Origin of the sequence: Streptomyces curacoi, from assembly GCF_001513975.1 — a bacterium.
GTDB classification, from domain to species: Bacteria; Actinomycetota; Actinomycetes; order Streptomycetales; family Streptomycetaceae; genus Streptomyces; species Streptomyces curacoi.
This window is the reverse complement of sequence record NZ_KQ947985.1, coordinates 357248-373408: the sequence shown is the minus strand read 5'-3', so window position 1 is coordinate 373408 and position 16161 is coordinate 357248. Positions and strand designations below refer to the sequence as shown.

Annotated in this window: 14 protein-coding genes, 1 tRNA gene and 1 pseudogene; 7 read left to right on the top strand and 9 right to left on the bottom strand. The window is 72.3% G+C overall.

The window, feature by feature from the left end:
- Positions 1 to 22 precede the first annotated feature (22 nt).
- On the top strand, positions 23 to 1714 hold the full coding sequence (gene paaN, locus AQI70_RS07160; RefSeq protein WP_062145621.1) for a phenylacetic acid degradation protein PaaN: 1692 nt from the start codon (positions 23 to 25) through the stop codon (positions 1712 to 1714).
- On the opposite strand, the gene AQI70_RS07155 is transcribed toward paaN, so the two are convergent.
- Genes AQI70_RS07155 through AQI70_RS07145 form a run of 3 tightly spaced genes read right to left on the bottom strand, consistent with a single transcriptional unit; the run spans position 1711 to position 4459 of the window.
- On the bottom strand, positions 1711 to 2445 hold the full coding sequence (locus AQI70_RS07155; protein WP_062145619.1) for a TrmH family RNA methyltransferase: 735 nt from the start codon (positions 2443 to 2445) through the stop codon (positions 1711 to 1713). The genes paaN and AQI70_RS07155 overlap by 4 nt on opposite strands.
- On the bottom strand, positions 2442 to 3671 hold the full coding sequence (locus AQI70_RS07150; RefSeq protein WP_062145617.1) for an HTTM domain-containing protein: 1230 nt from the start codon (positions 3669 to 3671) through the stop codon (positions 2442 to 2444). Before AQI70_RS07150 ends, AQI70_RS07155 begins: the two co-directional genes overlap by 4 nt.
- Positions 3668 to 4459: a DUF5819 family protein gene (locus AQI70_RS07145; RefSeq protein ID WP_062145615.1), complete on the bottom strand. Its 792-nt coding sequence runs from the start codon at positions 4457 to 4459 to the stop codon at positions 3668 to 3670. Before AQI70_RS07145 ends, AQI70_RS07150 begins: the two co-directional genes overlap by 4 nt.
- Positions 4460 to 4690: 231 nt before the next feature.
- On the opposite strand from AQI70_RS07145, the gene AQI70_RS07140 reads away from it, so the two are divergent.
- Entirely contained in the window at positions 4691 to 5824 is a 1134-nt protein-coding gene (locus AQI70_RS07140; RefSeq protein ID WP_062145613.1) for an acyl-CoA dehydrogenase family protein, read from the top strand.
- 47 nt (positions 5825 to 5871) lie between these two features.
- Here the strand turns inward: AQI70_RS07140 and AQI70_RS07135 are convergent, their stop codons facing one another.
- The 4 genes from AQI70_RS07135 to AQI70_RS07120 all read right to left on the bottom strand — a co-directional run bounded on the left by AQI70_RS07135 (position 5872) and on the right by AQI70_RS07120 (position 9334).
- Positions 5872 to 6201: a rhodanese-like domain-containing protein gene (locus AQI70_RS07135; protein WP_062146502.1), complete on the bottom strand. Its 330-nt coding sequence runs from the start codon at positions 6199 to 6201 to the stop codon at positions 5872 to 5874.
- Positions 6202 to 6286: 85 nt separating this feature from the next.
- Positions 6287 to 7228: a hypothetical protein gene (locus AQI70_RS07130; RefSeq protein WP_062145611.1), complete on the bottom strand. Its 942-nt coding sequence runs from the start codon at positions 7226 to 7228 to the stop codon at positions 6287 to 6289.
- 80 nt (positions 7229 to 7308) lie between these two features.
- Positions 7309 to 8784, bottom strand: coding sequence for a DUF2252 domain-containing protein (locus tag AQI70_RS07125; RefSeq protein ID WP_208607308.1), 1476 nt, complete (start codon positions 8782 to 8784; stop codon positions 7309 to 7311).
- Between the two features lie 187 nt (positions 8785 to 8971).
- Positions 8972 to 9334, bottom strand: coding sequence for a winged helix-turn-helix transcriptional regulator (locus tag AQI70_RS07120; RefSeq protein WP_062145609.1), 363 nt, complete (start codon positions 9332 to 9334; stop codon positions 8972 to 8974).
- 140 nt (positions 9335 to 9474) lie between these two features.
- Here AQI70_RS07120 and AQI70_RS07115 point away from each other — a divergent pair, with 140 nt between their 5' ends.
- The gene (locus tag AQI70_RS07115) at positions 9475 to 10125 is read left to right on the top strand and encodes an FMN-dependent NADH-azoreductase (RefSeq protein ID WP_062145607.1); all 651 of its coding nucleotides are present in this window, start codon (positions 9475 to 9477) and stop codon (positions 10123 to 10125) included.
- Positions 10126 to 10500: 375 nt separating this feature from the next.
- Here the strand turns inward: AQI70_RS07115 and AQI70_RS40030 are convergent.
- Positions 10501 to 11827: pseudogene (locus AQI70_RS40030) on the bottom strand (glycosyltransferase 87 family protein).
- Positions 11828 to 12023: 196 nt separating this feature from the next.
- Here AQI70_RS40030 and AQI70_RS07105 point away from each other — a divergent pair.
- On the top strand, positions 12024 to 12386 hold the full coding sequence (locus AQI70_RS07105) for a DUF1304 domain-containing protein (RefSeq protein ID WP_003999656.1): 363 nt from the start codon (positions 12024 to 12026) through the stop codon (positions 12384 to 12386).
- Positions 12387 to 12513: 127 nt separating this feature from the next.
- Here AQI70_RS07105 and AQI70_RS07100 read toward each other — a convergent pair.
- A tRNA-Leu gene (locus AQI70_RS07100) sits at positions 12514 to 12597 on the bottom strand.
- 487 nt (positions 12598 to 13084) lie between these two features.
- Between AQI70_RS07100 and AQI70_RS07095 the strand changes: the two genes are divergently transcribed.
- From AQI70_RS07095 to AQI70_RS07085, 3 genes are all read left to right on the top strand, one after another.
- Positions 13085 to 13948, top strand: coding sequence for an FhaA domain-containing protein (locus tag AQI70_RS07095; RefSeq protein WP_062145605.1), 864 nt, complete (start codon positions 13085 to 13087; stop codon positions 13946 to 13948).
- A 10-nt stretch (positions 13949 to 13958) separates the two neighbouring features.
- Positions 13959 to 14471, top strand: coding sequence for an FHA domain-containing protein FhaB/FipA (locus AQI70_RS07090; protein ID WP_003999678.1), 513 nt, complete (start codon positions 13959 to 13961; stop codon positions 14469 to 14471).
- A 90-nt stretch (positions 14472 to 14561) separates the two neighbouring features.
- Positions 14562 to 16136 carry a Stp1/IreP family PP2C-type Ser/Thr phosphatase gene (locus tag AQI70_RS07085; protein ID WP_208607326.1) on the top strand — a complete coding sequence of 525 codons (1575 nt, stop codon included), beginning with the start codon at positions 14562 to 14564 and terminating at the stop codon, positions 16134 to 16136.
- Positions 16137 to 16161 lie beyond the last annotated feature (25 nt).

The window sequence follows — 16161 nt, the reverse complement described above, 5'->3', positions numbered from 1 at the left end:
GGAAACGAGGAGTTGGTCCCGCATGGCCGCCGAACTGACCGCCCACGAGCTGATCGCCAAGCACCGGCCGACCCTCGACCAGGCGCTGGAAGCGATCCGCACGCGCGCGTACTGGTCGCCGCACCCCGAGCACCCCAAGGCCTACGGCGAGAACGGCAGCCTGGACGCCGCGGCGGGCAAGGCCGCCTTCGACGCCCTCCTGGGAGGCCGCCTCGACCTCGGCCAGCCCGGCACGGACGACTGGGTGGGCGGCGAGGTCTCCCCGTACGGCATCGAGCTGGGCGTCGAGTACCCGCACGCGGACATCGACGTGCTGCTGGCCGCCATGAAGTCCGGTCAGCGCGCGTGGCGGGACGCGGGCGCGGAGATGCGCGCGGTGGTCTGCCTGGAGATCCTCAAGCGGATCAGCGACCGCACGCACGAGTTCGCGCACGCGGTCATGCACACCTCCGGCCAGGCCTTCATGATGGCGTTCCAGGCGGGCGGCCCGCATGCGCAGGACCGCGGCCTGGAAGCGGTGGCGTACGCGTACGTCGAGCAGGTCCGCACCCCCGACACGGCGGAGTGGACCAAGCCGCAGGGCAAGCGCGACCCGCTGGCGATGAACAAGCGGTTCACGCCGGTCCCGCGCGGGATCGCCCTGGTCATCGGCTGCAACACCTTCCCGACCTGGAACGGCTACCCGGGCCTGTTCGCCTCCCTGGCCACCGGCAACGCGGTCCTGGTCAAGCCCCACCCGCGCGCGGTGCTGCCGCTCGCGCTCACCGTCCAGGTCGCGCGCCAGGTGCTCGCCGAGGCGGGCTTCGACCCGAACCTGGTCGCGCTGGCCGCCGAGCGGCCCGGCGAGGGCATCGCCAAGACCCTGGCCACCCGCCCGGAGATCCGGATCATCGACTACACCGGCTCGACGGTGTTCGGCGACTGGCTGGAGGCCAACGCCCGCCAGGCGCAGGTCTACACCGAGAAGGCCGGCGTCAACACGGTGATCGTCCACTCCACCGACAACTACAAGGGGATGCTGTCCAACCTGGCCTTCTCCCTGTCGCTGTACAGCGGCCAGATGTGCACCACCCCGCAGAACCTCCTCATCCCGCGGGACGGCATCCGCACCGAGGAGGGCCCCCGCACCTTCGACGAGGTCGTGTCCGACCTCGCCCGCTCGGTCGACGGCCTCCTCGGCGACGACGCCCGCGCGAACGCCCTGCTCGGCGCGATCGTCAACCCGGGCGTCAAGGCCCGCCTGGAGGCTGCCGCCGGGCTCGGCGAAGTCGCCCTCGCCTCCCGCGAGATCGCCAACCCCGAGTTCCCGGACGCGGTCGTGCGCACGCCCGTGATCGTGAAGCTGGACGGGGCCAAGCCGGACGACGAGGCCGCCTATATGAGCGAGTGCTTCGGGCCGGTGTCCTTCGCCGTCGCCGTCGACTCGGCCGCGGACGCGGTGGAGCTGCTGCGGCGGACCGTGCGCGAGAAGGGCGCGATGACGGTCGGCGCGTACACCACCGACGAGGAGGTCGAGCAGGCCGTACAGGAGGTGTGCCTGGAGGAGGCGGCCCAGCTGTCGCTGAACCTCACGGGCGGGGTGTACGTCAACCAGACCGCCGCGTTCTCCGACTTCCATGGTTCGGGTGGCAACCCGGCGGCCAACTCGGCGCTGTGCGACGGGGCGTTCGTCGCGAACCGGTTCCGGGTCGTCGAGGTGCGCCGGGAAGCCTAGACGCCGCCGAGGCTCCAGTGGTAGAGCGTCATCGCCACACTCGTCGCCAGGTTGTAGCTGGAGACCTGGGGACGCATCGGCAGGGCCACCAAATGGTCGGCACGCGCGCGTAGTTCGGCGGACAGACCGCTGCGCTCCGACCCGAACGCGAGGACGGCGTCGTCCGGGAGCTCGATGCCCCGGATGTCGTCGCCCTCCGGGTCCAGCGCGAAGACCGGCCCGGGCGGCAGCTCCGCCACGTCCAGCCGCTCCACGGCCGTCGCGAAGTGCAGGCCCGCTCCGCCGCGTACGACCGTGGGATGCCAGGGGTCGAGGGTGCCGGTGGTGACCACGCCGGTCGCGCCGAAGCCGGCGGCCAGGCGGATCACGGCGCCCGCATTGCCGAGGTTGCGCGGGTTGTCGAGGACCACGACCGGGGCGGTGCGGGGGGTGTGCGCCAGCTTCTCCAGGTTGGCCGCGCGGGACGGACGTACCGCCAGGGCCGCCACCGCGGTGGGGTGCGGGCGCGGCACGAGAGAGGCGTACGTCGGCTCGGGGACCTCGGTCAGGAGCGCGTCCAGCGTCTTCCGTACGTCCGGGGCCAGTTCCTCGGCGAGGGCGAGCGCGGCCTCCCGGTCGACGGCGACCGCCACCGGGACCTCGGCGCCGAAGCGCACCGCGTGCTTGAGGGCGTGGAAGCCGTCGAGCAGCACGCAGGTGTCGGCGAGCCGGTTCCAGGAGGTCAGGGTCATGCCGTGAAGCCTACGTGCGCCTGCTCGGGGTTCTCCGGGGTGCGCGGCTCGGGGGGTGGCGTACGGTCGTCACCGCGCCGGGTCACCAGCCGGGACAGGCGTGCACGCGCGCGTGCCGCCCAGCCGCCCAGGCGGCGCAGGAACGACGTCGGCAGGAAGACCGCGTCCGCCGCGATCATCGCCAGCGAGAAGAACGGCAGGCCGAGGACGACCGCGATCACGGCGTGCTCGGTGATCATCGCGGCCAGCAGGACGTTCTTGACCCGCCGGTTGAACAGGGTGAAGGGGAAGGCGACCTGCACCGCGACCGTGCCGTAGGTGATGAGCAGCACCATGGCGCCGCTGGACGACAGCAGGTCGGCGAGGGCGGGCCAGGGTGAGAAGTAGTCGAGGTGCAGCGGGTAGTAGACGGCGGTGCCGTCCTGCCAGCGGGAGCCCTGGATCTTGTACCAGCCGGCGGTGGCGTAGATCAGACAGGCCTCGGCCATGATCACGAGCAGGGCGCCGTTGTGCACGATGTTGCCGACGACGTCGAGCAGGATGCGCGGCTGGGCGGTCCGCGCGAGTCGGCCCACGATCCACCACACGCCCAGCCCCAGCCAGACGCCCCACAGGATCACCGGCACGGTCAGGTCGCCGTCGAGGCGGCCGGCGACGGTGGCCGCGGCCAGCGCGAACCCGAGCACGCTCCACAGGGCCGGGCCGACCCGGTCCGGCCCGACGCGCTCGCCACGCGCGTGTTCCTCGCCCGCGAGCCGTGCCCGGCGCTCGTCCAGCGACCAGACCTGGCCGCAGCGCGTGAAGACGAGGTAGACGCACATCAGGTGCAGGACGTTGTCGCCGCCGTCGCCCATGAAGATGGAGCGGTTCTGCAGCGAGAGCACGCCGACCATGAACAGCACGGACATCGTGCGGGTGCGCCAGCCGAGCAGCAGCAGCACGCTGGTCAGGACGGCGAAGGCGTACACGGCCTCGAACCACAGCCCGCTGCTCGACCAGATCAGAGCGGTGAAGGAGCCGTTCGTCCCGATCAGCTGCTGGGCCAGGTCGAAGTCCCAGGGTCCTTCGGGGCCGTAGAGCTCGTGGCGGTGCGGGAACTCGCGCAGCAGGAACAGCAGCCAGGTCGCGGTGAAGCCGATACGGATCACTGCCGTCTGATACGGGCCGAGGGCGGACTCGGTGACACGGGCGATGCCCGTGGAGACAGCGAGGCTGAAGCGGTTCACCGGGCGCCTCCCTCACTCGCGCCCGCAGGGTCGGTCCCGTTCGCACGGTCCGTCCCGTCCGTCGGGACCCACCACCAGGGCAGCACACGGTAGGTCGGCTTGTCGGAGACCTGCTCGTCGCTCCACTTCGGCGGGGGCACAGGGGTGGTGCGGGAGCGGACCTGGACGCGTTCGACGACGCCGCCCTCGCCGGCCGCGTCGGCGCGGTCGAGGCGCAGCTCCACTATGTGCCGCAGATAGGTCTCGGACAGGGCGCCGCGCAGGCCCACGGGACGGTTCTGGGCGTCGTGCGTGGCGACGAAGAAGTCCCAGGCCCGGCGCAGCTCGTTCTGCTGGGTGTGGCTGGGGAGCAGATTGCCGTCGATGGCCCGGCCGTCCTGGGCGGACAGGTCGTACCAGCCGGTGGTGCGGGTGCCGCCGTCGGCGGTGCCGATCTCGGCGCGGACCTGGACCGCGATGTTCTGCTGCAGCGGGTTGGGGGCGAACAGCTTCCAGTTCTGTTCGAACTCCGGGTATATCCAGTCGTCGATCGCCTTGCCGTGCTGCTTGGTGACCGTGTTCGGCGGGGCGACGTGCAGGAAGACCATGCCTATGTGGACACAGACGGCGATCGCCACGACCGCGAGGGCGAGGGCGGCGCCGATCTGGTAGCGCATCGAGAGGGCGGCCACACCGGTGCGGGGTTCCGGGGACGGCGGGGCGGGCGGGGGCGCGACGGCGGACGCGGCGTGCTGCGGCTCCTCGTCCGGCCCAGGGCGGGCGGTCGAGCCTGCGTCGTACGCGTCCATGCTGCCCCGTCCCCGATTCCGTTTGTCTTCCCTCAGCGCTCGCACGGGAACGGTACTCAGGCCCACCCGCCGGGCACAGCCCCTGTCGGGCCGCCGTTGTCCACACCTTACGGGGGCCCAGGGAGACGTTACGGGCGTCCTACGAGGACCATTCCCTTCTTCTAGAACCTGTTCTATCTTGACGCTCCGTCAGATACGTCGGATGGCCGTGCGTGTGGAAGGGCAGGGACCGTGGACTTCACCTTCACCGAGGAGCAGCAGGCGGCGGCCGAGGCGGCGCGCGGGGTGTTCGCCGGGGTCGCGCCGGACGCGGTGCCCTCTCCCGCGCTCACGCCGGGCGCCGTCGCCGAGGACTTCGACCGCCCGCTGTGGCGGCGGCTCGCGGACGCGGACCTGCTGAGCCTGCTGCTCGCGGAGGAACACGGCGGGGCGGGCCTGGACGCCGTCGCGCTGTGCCTGGTGCTGCGCGAGTCGGCGAAGGTGCTGGCACGAGTGCCGCTGCTGGAGAGCAGCGCGGCGACGGCGGCCGTCCAGGCGTACGGCGGGGCAGACCTCAAGGCCGAGCTGCTCGCGCGGGCCGGGCGCGGGGAGGTCGTACTGACGGTCGCCGCGCACGGCCGCACCGGCCACGACCCGGCCGAACTCGCGGTGACCGCTCGCCAGGACGGTGACCACTGGGTCCTGGACGGGGTGCAGACCGCGGTGCCGTGGGCGTACGACGCCGATCTCGTCGTCGTGCCGGCCCGTACGGCCGCCGACCGGACCGTCCTGGCCCTGGTGCCGCCCGGTGCGCAGGGCGTCGGTCTCGGCGAGCAGTTCTCGACGAGCGGGGAGCGGCTGGGGGAGCTGCGGCTGGAGTCGGTGCGCCTTTCGGCACGGGACGTCATCGACGCCGAGGGCGCGTGGGAGTGGCTGCGGGAGCTGCTGGCCACGGGGACGTGTGCGCTGGCGCTCGGACTGGGCGAGCGGGTGCTGGCGATGACCTCGCAGTACGCGAGCAAGCGGGAGCAGTTCGGGCATCCGATCGCCACGTTCCAGGCGGTCGCCGTGCAGTGCGCCGACCGCTACATCGACCTGCGCGCGATGGAGGCCACGCTGTGGCAGGCCGCCTGGCGGATCACCTCGGGGGCAGCGGGGGCGCTGCCCGCCGCCGGGGACGTGGCCGTGGCCAAGATCTGGGCCTCGGAGGGCGTACGGCGGATCGTGCAGAGCGCCCAGCATCTACACGGCGGCTTCGGCGCCGATGTCGACTATCCGCTGCACCGCTACCACGCCTGGGCCAAGCACCTGGAGCTGGCGCTCGGCCCGGCGGCGGCACACGAGGAGGCGCTGGGGGAGCTGCTGGCGGCGCATCCCCTGGGGTGACCGGCCAGGGTGACCGGCCGGTCTGACCGGCAAAGAGCCCGGCGGCCCTACAGGACGTACCCGGGCTGCCCCTCGTCGTTCACCACAGGACGTCCCGCCGCCGCCCAGACCTGCATGCCGCCGTCGACGTTCACGGCGTCGATGCCCTGCTGGACCAGGTACATCGTGACCTGGGCGGAACGCCCGCCGGAGCGGCAGATCACATGGACGCGGGCGTCCTGCGGGGCGGCCTCGGTCAGCTCGCCGTAGCGGGCGACGAACTCGCTGATCGGGATGTGCAGGGCGCCTTCGGCGTGGCCGGCCTGCCACTCGTCGTCCTCGCGGACGTCCAGGAGGAAGTCGTCGTCCTTGAGGTCGGTGACCTCGACTGTGGGCACGGCAGTTCCGAAGTTCATGACTCCGACGCTACCTGACCGGTGCGGGGGCGGCAGGGGCCGCTGAGGGGAGCGTGGGTCCGCCGGCTCAGCCGAGCAGAGCCGCCAGCTCCGCCTCGCGCTCCGCGACCTGGGCCAGGAGCTGTTCGGCGATCTCGTCGAGGAGGCGGTCCGGGTCCTCCGGCGCCAGGCGGAGCATCGCGCCGATCGCGCTCTCCTCCAGTTCCTTCGCGACCAGGGTGAGCATCTCCTTGCGCTGGGCGAGCCATTCGAGGCGGGCGTAGAGCTCCTCGGCGGGAGTGGGGCCCTGCTCCTTGGGCACGGGTCCCGCGGCCCACTCCTCGGCCAGTTCCCGCAGCAGCGCCTCGTCGCCCCGGGCGTAGGCGGCGTTGACGCGGGTGATGAACTCCTCACGCCGCCGCCGCTCGGCCTCCTCCTGGGCGAGGTCGGGGTGGGCCTTGCGGGCCAGCTCGCGGTAGAGCTTGCGGGCCTCGTCGCTGGGGCGTACCCGCTGCGGCGGCTGGACCGGCTGGTCCGTGAGCATCGCCGCGGCCTCCGGGAACAGCCCCTCACCGTCCATCCAGCCATGGAACAGCTCTTCGACACCGGGCATCGGCATCACCCGGGCGCGTGCCTCGTCGGCCTTGCGGATGTCCTCGGGGTCGCCGGTACGAGCCGCCGTGGCCTCGGCGATCTGCGCGTCCAGCTCGTCGAGCCGGGCGTACATCGGGCCGAGTTTCTGGTGGTGCAGCCGGGAGAAGTTGTCCACCTCGACGCGGAAGGTCTCCACCGCGATCTCGTACTCGATCAGCGCCTGCTCGGCGGCCCGCACGGCTCGCTCCAGCCGCGCCTCGGGCCGTCCCTCCCCCACATTCTCGGCCTCGCCGGAGAAGGGGGGACGCCCATCGTCCTCGGCGGTCACCTGCGCCTCACCACCCTGCTCAGCTCCACCGGCGGGCACCTCGGCACCGCCCGGCGTCCCCGCACCAGCGGGCTCGGCCTGGGACTGCTCAGCTTCCGGCGTCGTCACCCGACCAGCGTAGGCCACCCGCCGGCCGGGGCCCTGCCGACGCCGGCGCCGCTGAGAGCCCGGAGCGGGCGGCCCGCCTCTCAGACCCCCATCTCCGCCGCGACCCGCCCCGCCCGCACCGCCGCCACCAGCGCGGAGTGGTCGGCCTCCGTGCGGTCGGCGTAGGTGACCGCGAACGTGGCGATCGCCTCGTCCAGTTCCTCGTTCTTGCCGCAGTAGCCGGAGATCAGGCGGGGGTCGACGCTGTGCGAGTGGGCGCGGGCCAGGAGGGCGCCGGTCATGCGGGCGTAGTCGTCTATCTGGTCGGCGGCCAGCGCGGCGGGGTCGACGCTGCCCTTTCGGTTGCGGAACTGGCGTACCTGGAAGGGCCGTCCGTCGACCGTCGTCCAGCCCAGCAGGATGTCGCTGACCACCTGCATCCGCTTCTGGCCGAGGACCACGCGCCGCCCTTCGTGCTCCACCTGCGGCGCCTCGAAGCCGGCCGTCACCAGGTGCGGGACGAGGGCCGAGGGGCGGGCCTCCTTCACCTGCAGGACCAGCGACTCGCCCCGGTGGTCCAGGAGCAGGACGACATACGAGCGGGTGCCGACGCTGCCGGTGCCCACCACGCGGAAGGCCACGTCGTGCACCGCGTGCCGGGCCAGCAGGGGGTGGCGGTCCTCGGAGAGCGTGGTGACGTAGTGCTCCAGCGCCGCCGCCACGGCTGCCGCCTCCGCGTCCGGGACGCGGCGCAGGACCGGCGGGGCGTCGACGAAGCGGCGGCCGCCGTCCTCAGTCGGCTCCGTCGACTTCGCCGCGAAGCGCCCGCTGGTGTTGGCCCGCGCCTTCTCCGAGACCCGCTCCAGCGTGCCCAGCAGGTCATGGGCGTCGGTGTGGGAGACCAGCTCCTCGTCCGCGATCGCGTTCCACGCGTCCAGCACCGGGAGCCTGGCCAGCAACCGCATCGTGCGCCGGTAGGCACCGGCCGCGTCGTGCGCCGCCTTGCGGCACGCGTCCTCGTCCGCGCCCGCCTCCCGGCCCGCGAGCACGAGCGAGGTGGCGAGCCGCTTGAGGTCCCACTCCCAGGGGCCGTACAGCGTCTCGTCGAAGTCGTTCAGATCGATGACCAGTCCGCCGCGCGCGTCGCCGTACAGACCGAAGTTCGCCGCGTGCGCGTCGCCGCAGATCTGGGCGCGGATCCGGGTCACGGGGGTGCGGGCGAGGTCGTACGCCATGAGTCCCGCCGAGCCGCGCAGAAAGGCGAAGGGCGTCGCGGCCATCCGGCCCACCCGTATCGGAGTGAGCTCGGGGAGCCGGCCGAGGTTGGACTCCTCGACGGCGGCCACGGCGTCGGGGCGGGCGGCGTCGAGGTCGAAGAGCGCGTGCTCGTCCCGCGGCACCTGCCCGCGCAGTGCCTTGCCCTCCTCCTTGGGCGAGCCGCCACCGGGCCACTCGGCGAAGCCGCGCACCCAGGGCAGCCGACGCGCCACGGACACCGACGGCGCCACGGACACCGACGGCGCCTCCGACACCGCCACGGCCGCCTCCGCCGCAGCCTGTGCACCGACCTCGGTCATCGCGACCGCCTCCCCCGCTCACGCACGAACATCAACTCGTGCCGACGGTACAACCGGGGGCCGAAACGCGTCAGACCCTGTGGACAACTCCCCGGTTGTGGAAATCGCAGCCCACGGTCCGTCGACCGGGCTCTGGGAGCCCCACGGCCCCTCGACCGGGCCCTGGGAGCCCACGCCCCTCGACGGCTCAGCAGCCCTCGGGCCGCTCGTCGTCCGGCAGATACTTCTTCGCCCACTCACCCAGCTCGGTCAGCGCGGGCTCCAGCGCGGCCCCCGCCTCCGTCAGCCGGTACACGACCCGCAGCGGCGGGCCCTCGTGCACCTCGCGTTCGACCAGTCCGGCGGCGGCGAGTTCGGTCAGCCGGTCGGAGAGCATGCGCTCACTGATGCCGGGAATCGCCCGGCGCAGGGAGACGAAGTACGCGGGCCCCGTGACCAGGACGGACACGATCGGGCCGGTCCAGCGCTTTCCGAGCAGCTGGAAGACCCGGCTGATGCCGCCGTCGACCCGCTTGCACGCCGCTACGTCGTGACTCCGCTCACCCGCCATGCCCTTCAGGGTACTGCGTTGCCGTAGGGGAATGAAAAAAAGTAAGTGACTGTGTTATCCATAGTCAGGTACAAAGTTTCAGTCCCTGCGGGCAGCTGTCCCTGCCCGCTCCCGTCCCTTCGGAGAACCCGGAGAACCCCATGGCAACGCTCCTGCACATCGACTCCTCGGTCTTCCCGACCGACGCCTCCTCCTCCCGCGCCGTCACCGACGCCTTCCGCCGGGCCTGGCTGCAAGAGCACCCAGAGGGCACGGTCATCCACCGCGACCTCGCCACCAACCCCGTGCCGCACATCACCGCCCACGCCCACACCGCCGGCTTCTCCGATCCGGCCACGCACACGCCGGAGCAGTCGGCCGCCTTCGCCGAGCGGGTGAAGCTGATCAAGGAGCTGGAGCGCGCGGACGCCGTGCTGATCGGCGCCCCGATGTACAACCTGACGATCCCGTCCACGCTGAAGGCCTGGCTGGACAACGTGGTCCTGTTCGGCCGTACGGCGGGCGACACCCAGTCGGTCAAGGGCACCCCGATCACCGTCGTCGCCAGCCGCGGCGGCGCCTATGGGCCGGGCACTCCGCGCGAGGGCTACGAGTACGTGCAGAACTACCTGTCGGCGGTCCTGGCCGACTTCCTCGGCGCTGACGTCGACTTCATCGTCCCCGAGCTCACGATGGCCCCGGCCAACCCGGAGATGGCCGGCCTGGTCCCCCTCTTCGAGGCCTCCCGCGAGCGCGCCCTCGACGAGGCCGCCTCGAAGGCGAGGCAGCTGACCCAGCGGCTCGCGGCGTAGCGCGGCAGGGTGGCCGCACGCGCGCGTGGGTCCCGTTTCAACGGCCCGAGCCGCACGCGCGCGTGCCTGGGCGTCGGTCACGACGCCGCAGGGGGAGCCGGTCATCACGGGTAGTCGATCCCGACGCCTCACAAGGAGCCGGTCACAACCCCTCACGGGCAGTCGGTCCCGACCCCTCACGGGGAGTCGCCGCCTCCCCGATCCGGAACACCGGTCGAGATCCTCGGGATCCTCGGCGCATCCCCCGCCGCCTGCTGTCCCACCGACGGCAGGCACAGCGCCACGACCAGGCCGGCCACCGCGAGCGCGGTGACCCGGGCCGGCACCGCGCCCGAACGCCCGGGCACTCCCCGGCAACGCCCGCCCCGCCACCCCTCAGCCACGACCGACCACCAACGACCGCCCGACCCGACGAGCAGCCGTCACAAGCTCCGCACGCCGGAACCAGGCGGCCAGAACCAGCGGATAGACCAGGTACCCGAACCGCGTCGCCGGGATCAGACACATCCCCAGCCCCAGCCCGAGCGCCAGCCGGTCAGCCGCGGCGACCACGGTCCGCGGCGGCCGTACCGCCAACGACACCGCAACGCCGACGGCGGCGGCAGCGAGGGCGGCCATGGCGAGGACGTGGCCGCCGGGAACGTACGTGGCCAGCAGGTACCCGGGCAGCGGGCTGGCCGCCGGCGAACGCGCCCCGCCCTCACCGAGCGGGAAGAGCACCACGTGCTCGACGAAGGCGTGCGGATCGGCGAGGGCGACCGGCACCACGGCCAACGCCGCCACCAGCACGGCGACCACCACGGCCCGCACGGCCCGCCCGCCGCCCCGCCGTCACCGCGAGCAGCACCAGCCCCACCGGCAGCAGCGGCCACGCCGTCCACTTCAGCGCGGCCGCGGCCCCCATCGCGAGCCCGGCCGCCGTACCGGAGCCGCCCCGGCCCGCCAGGGCAAGACCCAGGCACATCAGCCCGATCACCGGAAGGTCGACCCCGCCGACGGCCAGCGGCAGCGCGACGGCCGGAAAGGCCGCGAGGAACAGCACCGCGCTCGCCCTCGGCGCCCCGTGCGCCGTGCCCCAAGTGCCACCCCGCCCGAGGAAGTGACGGCCCGATCCCCGCGCGGCGACCAGCATGGCCCCCAGGAACGCCGCGCAGAACCACACGCGGGCATCCGCGAGCGGCGTTCCGCCGAACAGCGCGTGAGGTATCCCGAACAGCGCCATGCCGGGCAGATAGGGGTTGTAGTCGTCGACGCCGGCCGGATGCGGCAGGTACGGGCTGCCGGAGTGCAGCAGCAGTCCGCCCGAGCGCTCGACGACGTGCACCTCCGCCTGCGCGGCACCCGCCGCGACCATCAGCGCCAGCGGGACAACGACGGCTCCGAGCAGCGCGGCGACGGCACTGCGCCCGCTCCAGGCGCGCGGCGCCCGACGGGCGAGCTCCGCCGCGACGGCGTACCCGACGGCGGCACAGGCGCCCCAGATCCGGTGCGGGGTGAGGGTCGTGACCAGGGCCAGCGACAGCGCGAACCCCGCGCAGCCGAGCCAGAACAGCACGTCCCGGCGCACACGGACACGTGCGCGTGGGCCCCGGCCGGACGACTCACGGCCGCCCTGGAGAAGCTGGGGCTCGTGCCGTGCGGGGGCCAGGACGGAAGCGCCGGGCCGGACTCCGGCGACGAAGGAGAGTGACTCGGGTGGCATCGGTGGGCTCCTGGGGAAGGGGAGCTCCAATCTCGCGCCGAGGCGACAGCGGCCACCTCGGCCGAACGGCCACCGTTCACGGCTCTCGAACCGAGCCGCTCAGCCGAAAGACCGACCGGCTGCCCAAGAACCGCCCCACGGCCGCAGGCAGCCCACCCCCGGTCGCCCCCACGTCCCGCCCCGACACAATCACCGCATGCATCTGATCTCTGTCGTCCTCGTCGCCCTCATGGCGCTGCTGCACGCCTACATCCTGGTCCTGGAGATGTTCCTGTGGCAGCGCGGCCCGGGCCGCCGCTTCTCCGGCTTCGACGCCGAGCTGGCCCGCTCCACCGCGGCGCTGGCCGCCAACCAGGGCCTCTACAACGGCTTCCTGGCCGCGGGCCTGGTCTGGGGTCTGATCGCCGACGACCCGACCGGTCACCGCGTCCAGATCTTCTTCCTGTCCTGCATCCTCGTCGCGGGCGTCTACGGCGCGGCCACCGCCAACCGCCGCATCCTCTTCGCGCAGGCCCTGCCCGCCGCAGTGACCCTCGCCACGGTCATCGCGGCCGGCTGAGCCCTGCCGTGACCTGAGAGCTTCATCACAGGGCACGGGCGCCGGACGACGCCGTACCGGGCCGGCCAAGGTGGCGAACACAACAGAAGAGGCGGCATCGTTGATTACGATGCCGCCTCTTCGAGGGTGCGCGAGGGGGGAGTTGAACCCCCACGCCCTTGCGGGCACTGGAACCTGAATCCAGCGCGTCTGCCTATTCCGCCACCCGCGCATTGGGTGTGTCCTCCGGCTCTCTGCCCCTTGGGGCCTGGCGCCTTCCGACACCCAGAACATTAGCACGCCGTCCAGGGTGGGTTCACATCCCTTATGGCCAGGCAGCCGCCCACCAGCGCAGTCGGCGCCGTCCGCCCGGCGCCGCCCGAACCCGCGGCGCCCTCCGCTCCGTATCGACGAGGACCGGTTCACGTATCAACCTCGTACCGGTAGCACCGATCTCCCCAGGAGCCGGTCGGGGTCCACAGTCAGGTGCGGGACACTGGTCTTCGGCCGCCTCTACGATCCATGGCAGGACTGTGCACCCGAGGAGTTCGAAGCGGAGCTCCAGAGGGAACTTCGAGGGCGTCGACACCCGTCGACCGGGCCGACAGGGGGAACCAGCCGATTGACCGGCGCGTGGATACGATCAGTAAGCAGTACCAGGTAAGGCAGTACCCGCCCGGCGGGGTGCAGGACGAAGCAGGCGACGGAGGAGGTGCCCCATGGGAGTCCTGAAGAAGTTCGAGCAGCGTCTCGAAGGTCTGGTCAACGGCACCTTCGCCAAGGTGTTCAAGTCCGAGGTCCAGCCCGTCGAGATCGCGGGAGCGCTCCAGCGCGAGTGCGACAACAACGCCACCATCTGGAACCGCGACCGTACGGTCGTCCCCAACGACTTCATCGTGGAGCTGAGCGCGCCGGACTACGAGCGCCTGAGCCCCTACTCCGGCCAGCTCGGCGACGAGCTCGCCGGCATGGTCCGCGACTACGCCAAGCAGCAGCGCTACACCTTCATGGGCCCGATCAGGGTCCACCTGGAGAAGGCCGAGGACCTCGACACCGGCCTGTACCGCGTGCGCAGCCGTACGCTCGCCGGCTCCACCGACCAGCAGGGCCAGCAGGCACCCGCACCCGCCGCCCCGGCCGGGCGGCCCGGTGGCTACGGCTATCCGCCGGCCGCCGCGCCCGCGGGCGCCCCGCCCATGCCGCCCATGCCCGCCGCGCCGCCGCCCGGCGGTCGCCCCGGCGGCTACGGCTACCCGCAGCCCGCGGGCGGCCAGCGTCCCCCGGCCCCCGCGGCCGGCGGGCGCACCCGCTACTGGATCGAGATCAACGGCACCCGCCATCAGATCTCCCGCGCCACGCTGGTGCTGGGCCGCAGCACCGAGGCCGACGTGCGGATCGACGACCCCGGCGTCTCCCGCCGGCACTGCGAGATCCGGACCGGAACGCCCTCGACGATCCAGGATCTCGGCTCCACCAACGGCATCGTGGTGGACGGGCAGCACACCACCCGCGCTACGCTCCGCGACGGCTCGCGGATCGTCGTGGGCAGCACCACCGTTATCTATAGGCAAGCCGAAGGGTGAAGCGGGGGCAATGTCAGAGCTGACCCTCACGGTCATGCGGCTGGGTTTCCTGGCCGTCCTGTGGCTGTTCGTGATCGTGGCCGTGCAGGTCATCCGCAGCGACCTGTTCGGTACGCGCGTCACCCAGCGCGGGTCGCGCCGCGAGGCCGCACGGCCCCAGCAGGCCGCCCGTCAGGCGGCGCCTCCGCAGCAGCGCGGCCAGCAGGGCGGCGGCCGCCAGCGCCGTAACGCCCCCACCAAGCTGGTCGTGTCCGAGGGCACGCTCACCGGCACCACCGTCGCGCTCCAGGGCCAGACCATCACCCTGGGCCGGGCGCACGACAGCACGATCGTGCTGGACGACGACTACGCCTCAAGCCGGCATGCCAGGATCTACCCGGACCGCGACGGCCAGTGGATCGTCGAGGACCTGGGCTCCACCAACGGCACGTACCTCGACCGAACGCGGCTGACGACCCCCACACCGATTCCGCTGGGCGCGCCGATCCGCATCGGCAAGACCGTCATCGAGCTGCGGAAGTAGTACGACAATGAGCGAGCGGAGCGAGCACGCAGCGGTGGACCGCACGACGGGCCCCGGCGCGCTCCCGACCGGAGGGTGGGCACCGTGCGGATGTACCCGGAGCCGACAGGCGAGGTGCGCATGAGTCTGTCACTGCGCTTCGCCGCCGGATCGCACAAAGGCATGATCCGGGAGGGCAACGAGGACTCCGGATACGCCGGTCCCCGACTGCTCGCGATCGCCGACGGCATGGGCGGCGCCGCCGCGGGCGAGGTCGCCTCGTCGGAGGCCATCTCGACGATCGTCGCCCTCGACGACGACGTCCCCGGCTCCGACATCCTCACCTCGCTCGGTACGGCCGTACAGCGCGCCAACGACCAGCTGCGCTCCATGGTCGAGGACGACCCCCAGCTCGAAGGCATGGGCACCACGCTCACGGCCCTGCTGTGGACCGGTCAGCGCCTCGGCCTCGTCCACGTCGGCGACTCGCGCGCGTACCTGCTCCGCGACGGCGTCCTCACCCAGATCACACAGGACCACACCTGGGTGCAGCGCCTGGTCGACGAGGGCCGCATCACCGAGGAAGAGGCGACGACGCACCCGCAGCGGTCGCTCCTCATGCGCGCACTGGGCAGCGGCGACCACGTCGAGCCCGACCTGTCGATCCGCGAAGTCCGCGCCGGCGACCGGTACCTGATCTGCTCCGACGGCCTCTCCGGCGTCGTGTCCCACCAGACCCTGGAGGACACCCTCGCCAGCTACCAGGGCCCGCAGGAGACCGTGCAGCAGCTCATCGAGCTGGCGCTGCGCGGCGGCGGCCCCGACAACATCACCGTCATCGTCGCCGACGTCCTCGACCTCGACACCGGCGACACCCTCGCCGGACAGCTGCACGACACCCCGGTCGTGGTCGGCGCCGTCGCCGAGAACCAGAACCACCTGCACGACAACGGCATCATGCAGACCCCGGCCGGACGCGCCTCCGGGCTCGGCCGCCAGGTGCCCGGACAGGGCGGCGGCGAGTTCGGCCCGCCCGGCTCCGGCGACACCACCGGCTACATCCCGGCCGGCAGCTTCGGCGACTACACCGACGACGACTTCGTCAAGCCCCGCAAGGGCCGCCAGTGGCTGAAGAGATCCTTCTACATCACGCTCGCGCTCGCGGTGATCGGCGGCGGCCTGTACGGCGGCTGGCGCTGGACGCAGACCCAGTACTACGTCGGCGCCAACGAGGAACACGTCGCCCTGTACCGGGGGATCAGCCAGGACCTGGCCTGGGTCTCGTTGTCGAAGGTGGAGAAGGACCACCCCGAGATCGAACTCAAGTACCTGCCGCCCTACCAGCAGAAGCTGGTCGAGGCGACCATCGCCGAGGGCGGTCTGAAGGACGCCCAGGCGAAGATCGAGGAACTCGCCGTGCAGGCCTCCGCGTGCAAGAAGCGGACCGAGCGGCAGGCCGCCGAGAGCGAGCAGAACTCCAAGACGGGCGAGGGCGAGGCCGGAGGCACCACGGGAACCACCCGTACCTCCCTCACGTCCAAGGCGACACCGACACCGAACCCGTCGGCGTCCAAGTCCCCCGACCCGTCCACCTCCACCTCCCCGACACCGACTGCGACGCCCAACCCCGGCCCCACTCTCTCGGAGGAAGAGCAGAAGGTCGTCTCGAACTGCGGTACGCAGTAGGCAAGCCGTGAGAGGCCCCGTCACA

Coding starts and splice junctions, on each gene's coding strand:
- AQI70_RS07090 (WP_003999678.1), top strand. CDS start 13,959: ATGTCAGAGCTGACCCTCACGGTCATGCGGCTGGGTTTCCTGGCCGTC.
- AQI70_RS07120 (WP_062145609.1), bottom strand. CDS start 9,334: ATGGCGGGTGAGCGGAGTCACGACGTAGCGGCGTGCAAGCGGGTCGAC.
- AQI70_RS07155 (WP_062145619.1), bottom strand. CDS start 2,445: ATGACCCTGACCTCCTGGAACCGGCTCGCCGACACCTGCGTGCTGCTC.
- AQI70_RS07105 (WP_003999656.1), top strand. CDS start 12,024: ATGCATCTGATCTCTGTCGTCCTCGTCGCCCTCATGGCGCTGCTGCAC.
- AQI70_RS07125 (WP_208607308.1), bottom strand. CDS start 8,784: ATGACCGAGGTCGGTGCACAGGCTGCGGCGGAGGCGGCCGTGGCGGTG.
- paaN (WP_062145621.1), top strand. CDS start 23: ATGGCCGCCGAACTGACCGCCCACGAGCTGATCGCCAAGCACCGGCCG.
- AQI70_RS07085 (WP_208607326.1), top strand. CDS start 14,562: ATGTACCCGGAGCCGACAGGCGAGGTGCGCATGAGTCTGTCACTGCGC.
- AQI70_RS07095 (WP_062145605.1), top strand. CDS start 13,085: ATGGGAGTCCTGAAGAAGTTCGAGCAGCGTCTCGAAGGTCTGGTCAAC.
- AQI70_RS07145 (WP_062145615.1), bottom strand. CDS start 4,459: ATGGACGCGTACGACGCAGGCTCGACCGCCCGCCCTGGGCCGGACGAG.
- AQI70_RS07115 (WP_062145607.1), top strand. CDS start 9,475: ATGGCAACGCTCCTGCACATCGACTCCTCGGTCTTCCCGACCGACGCC.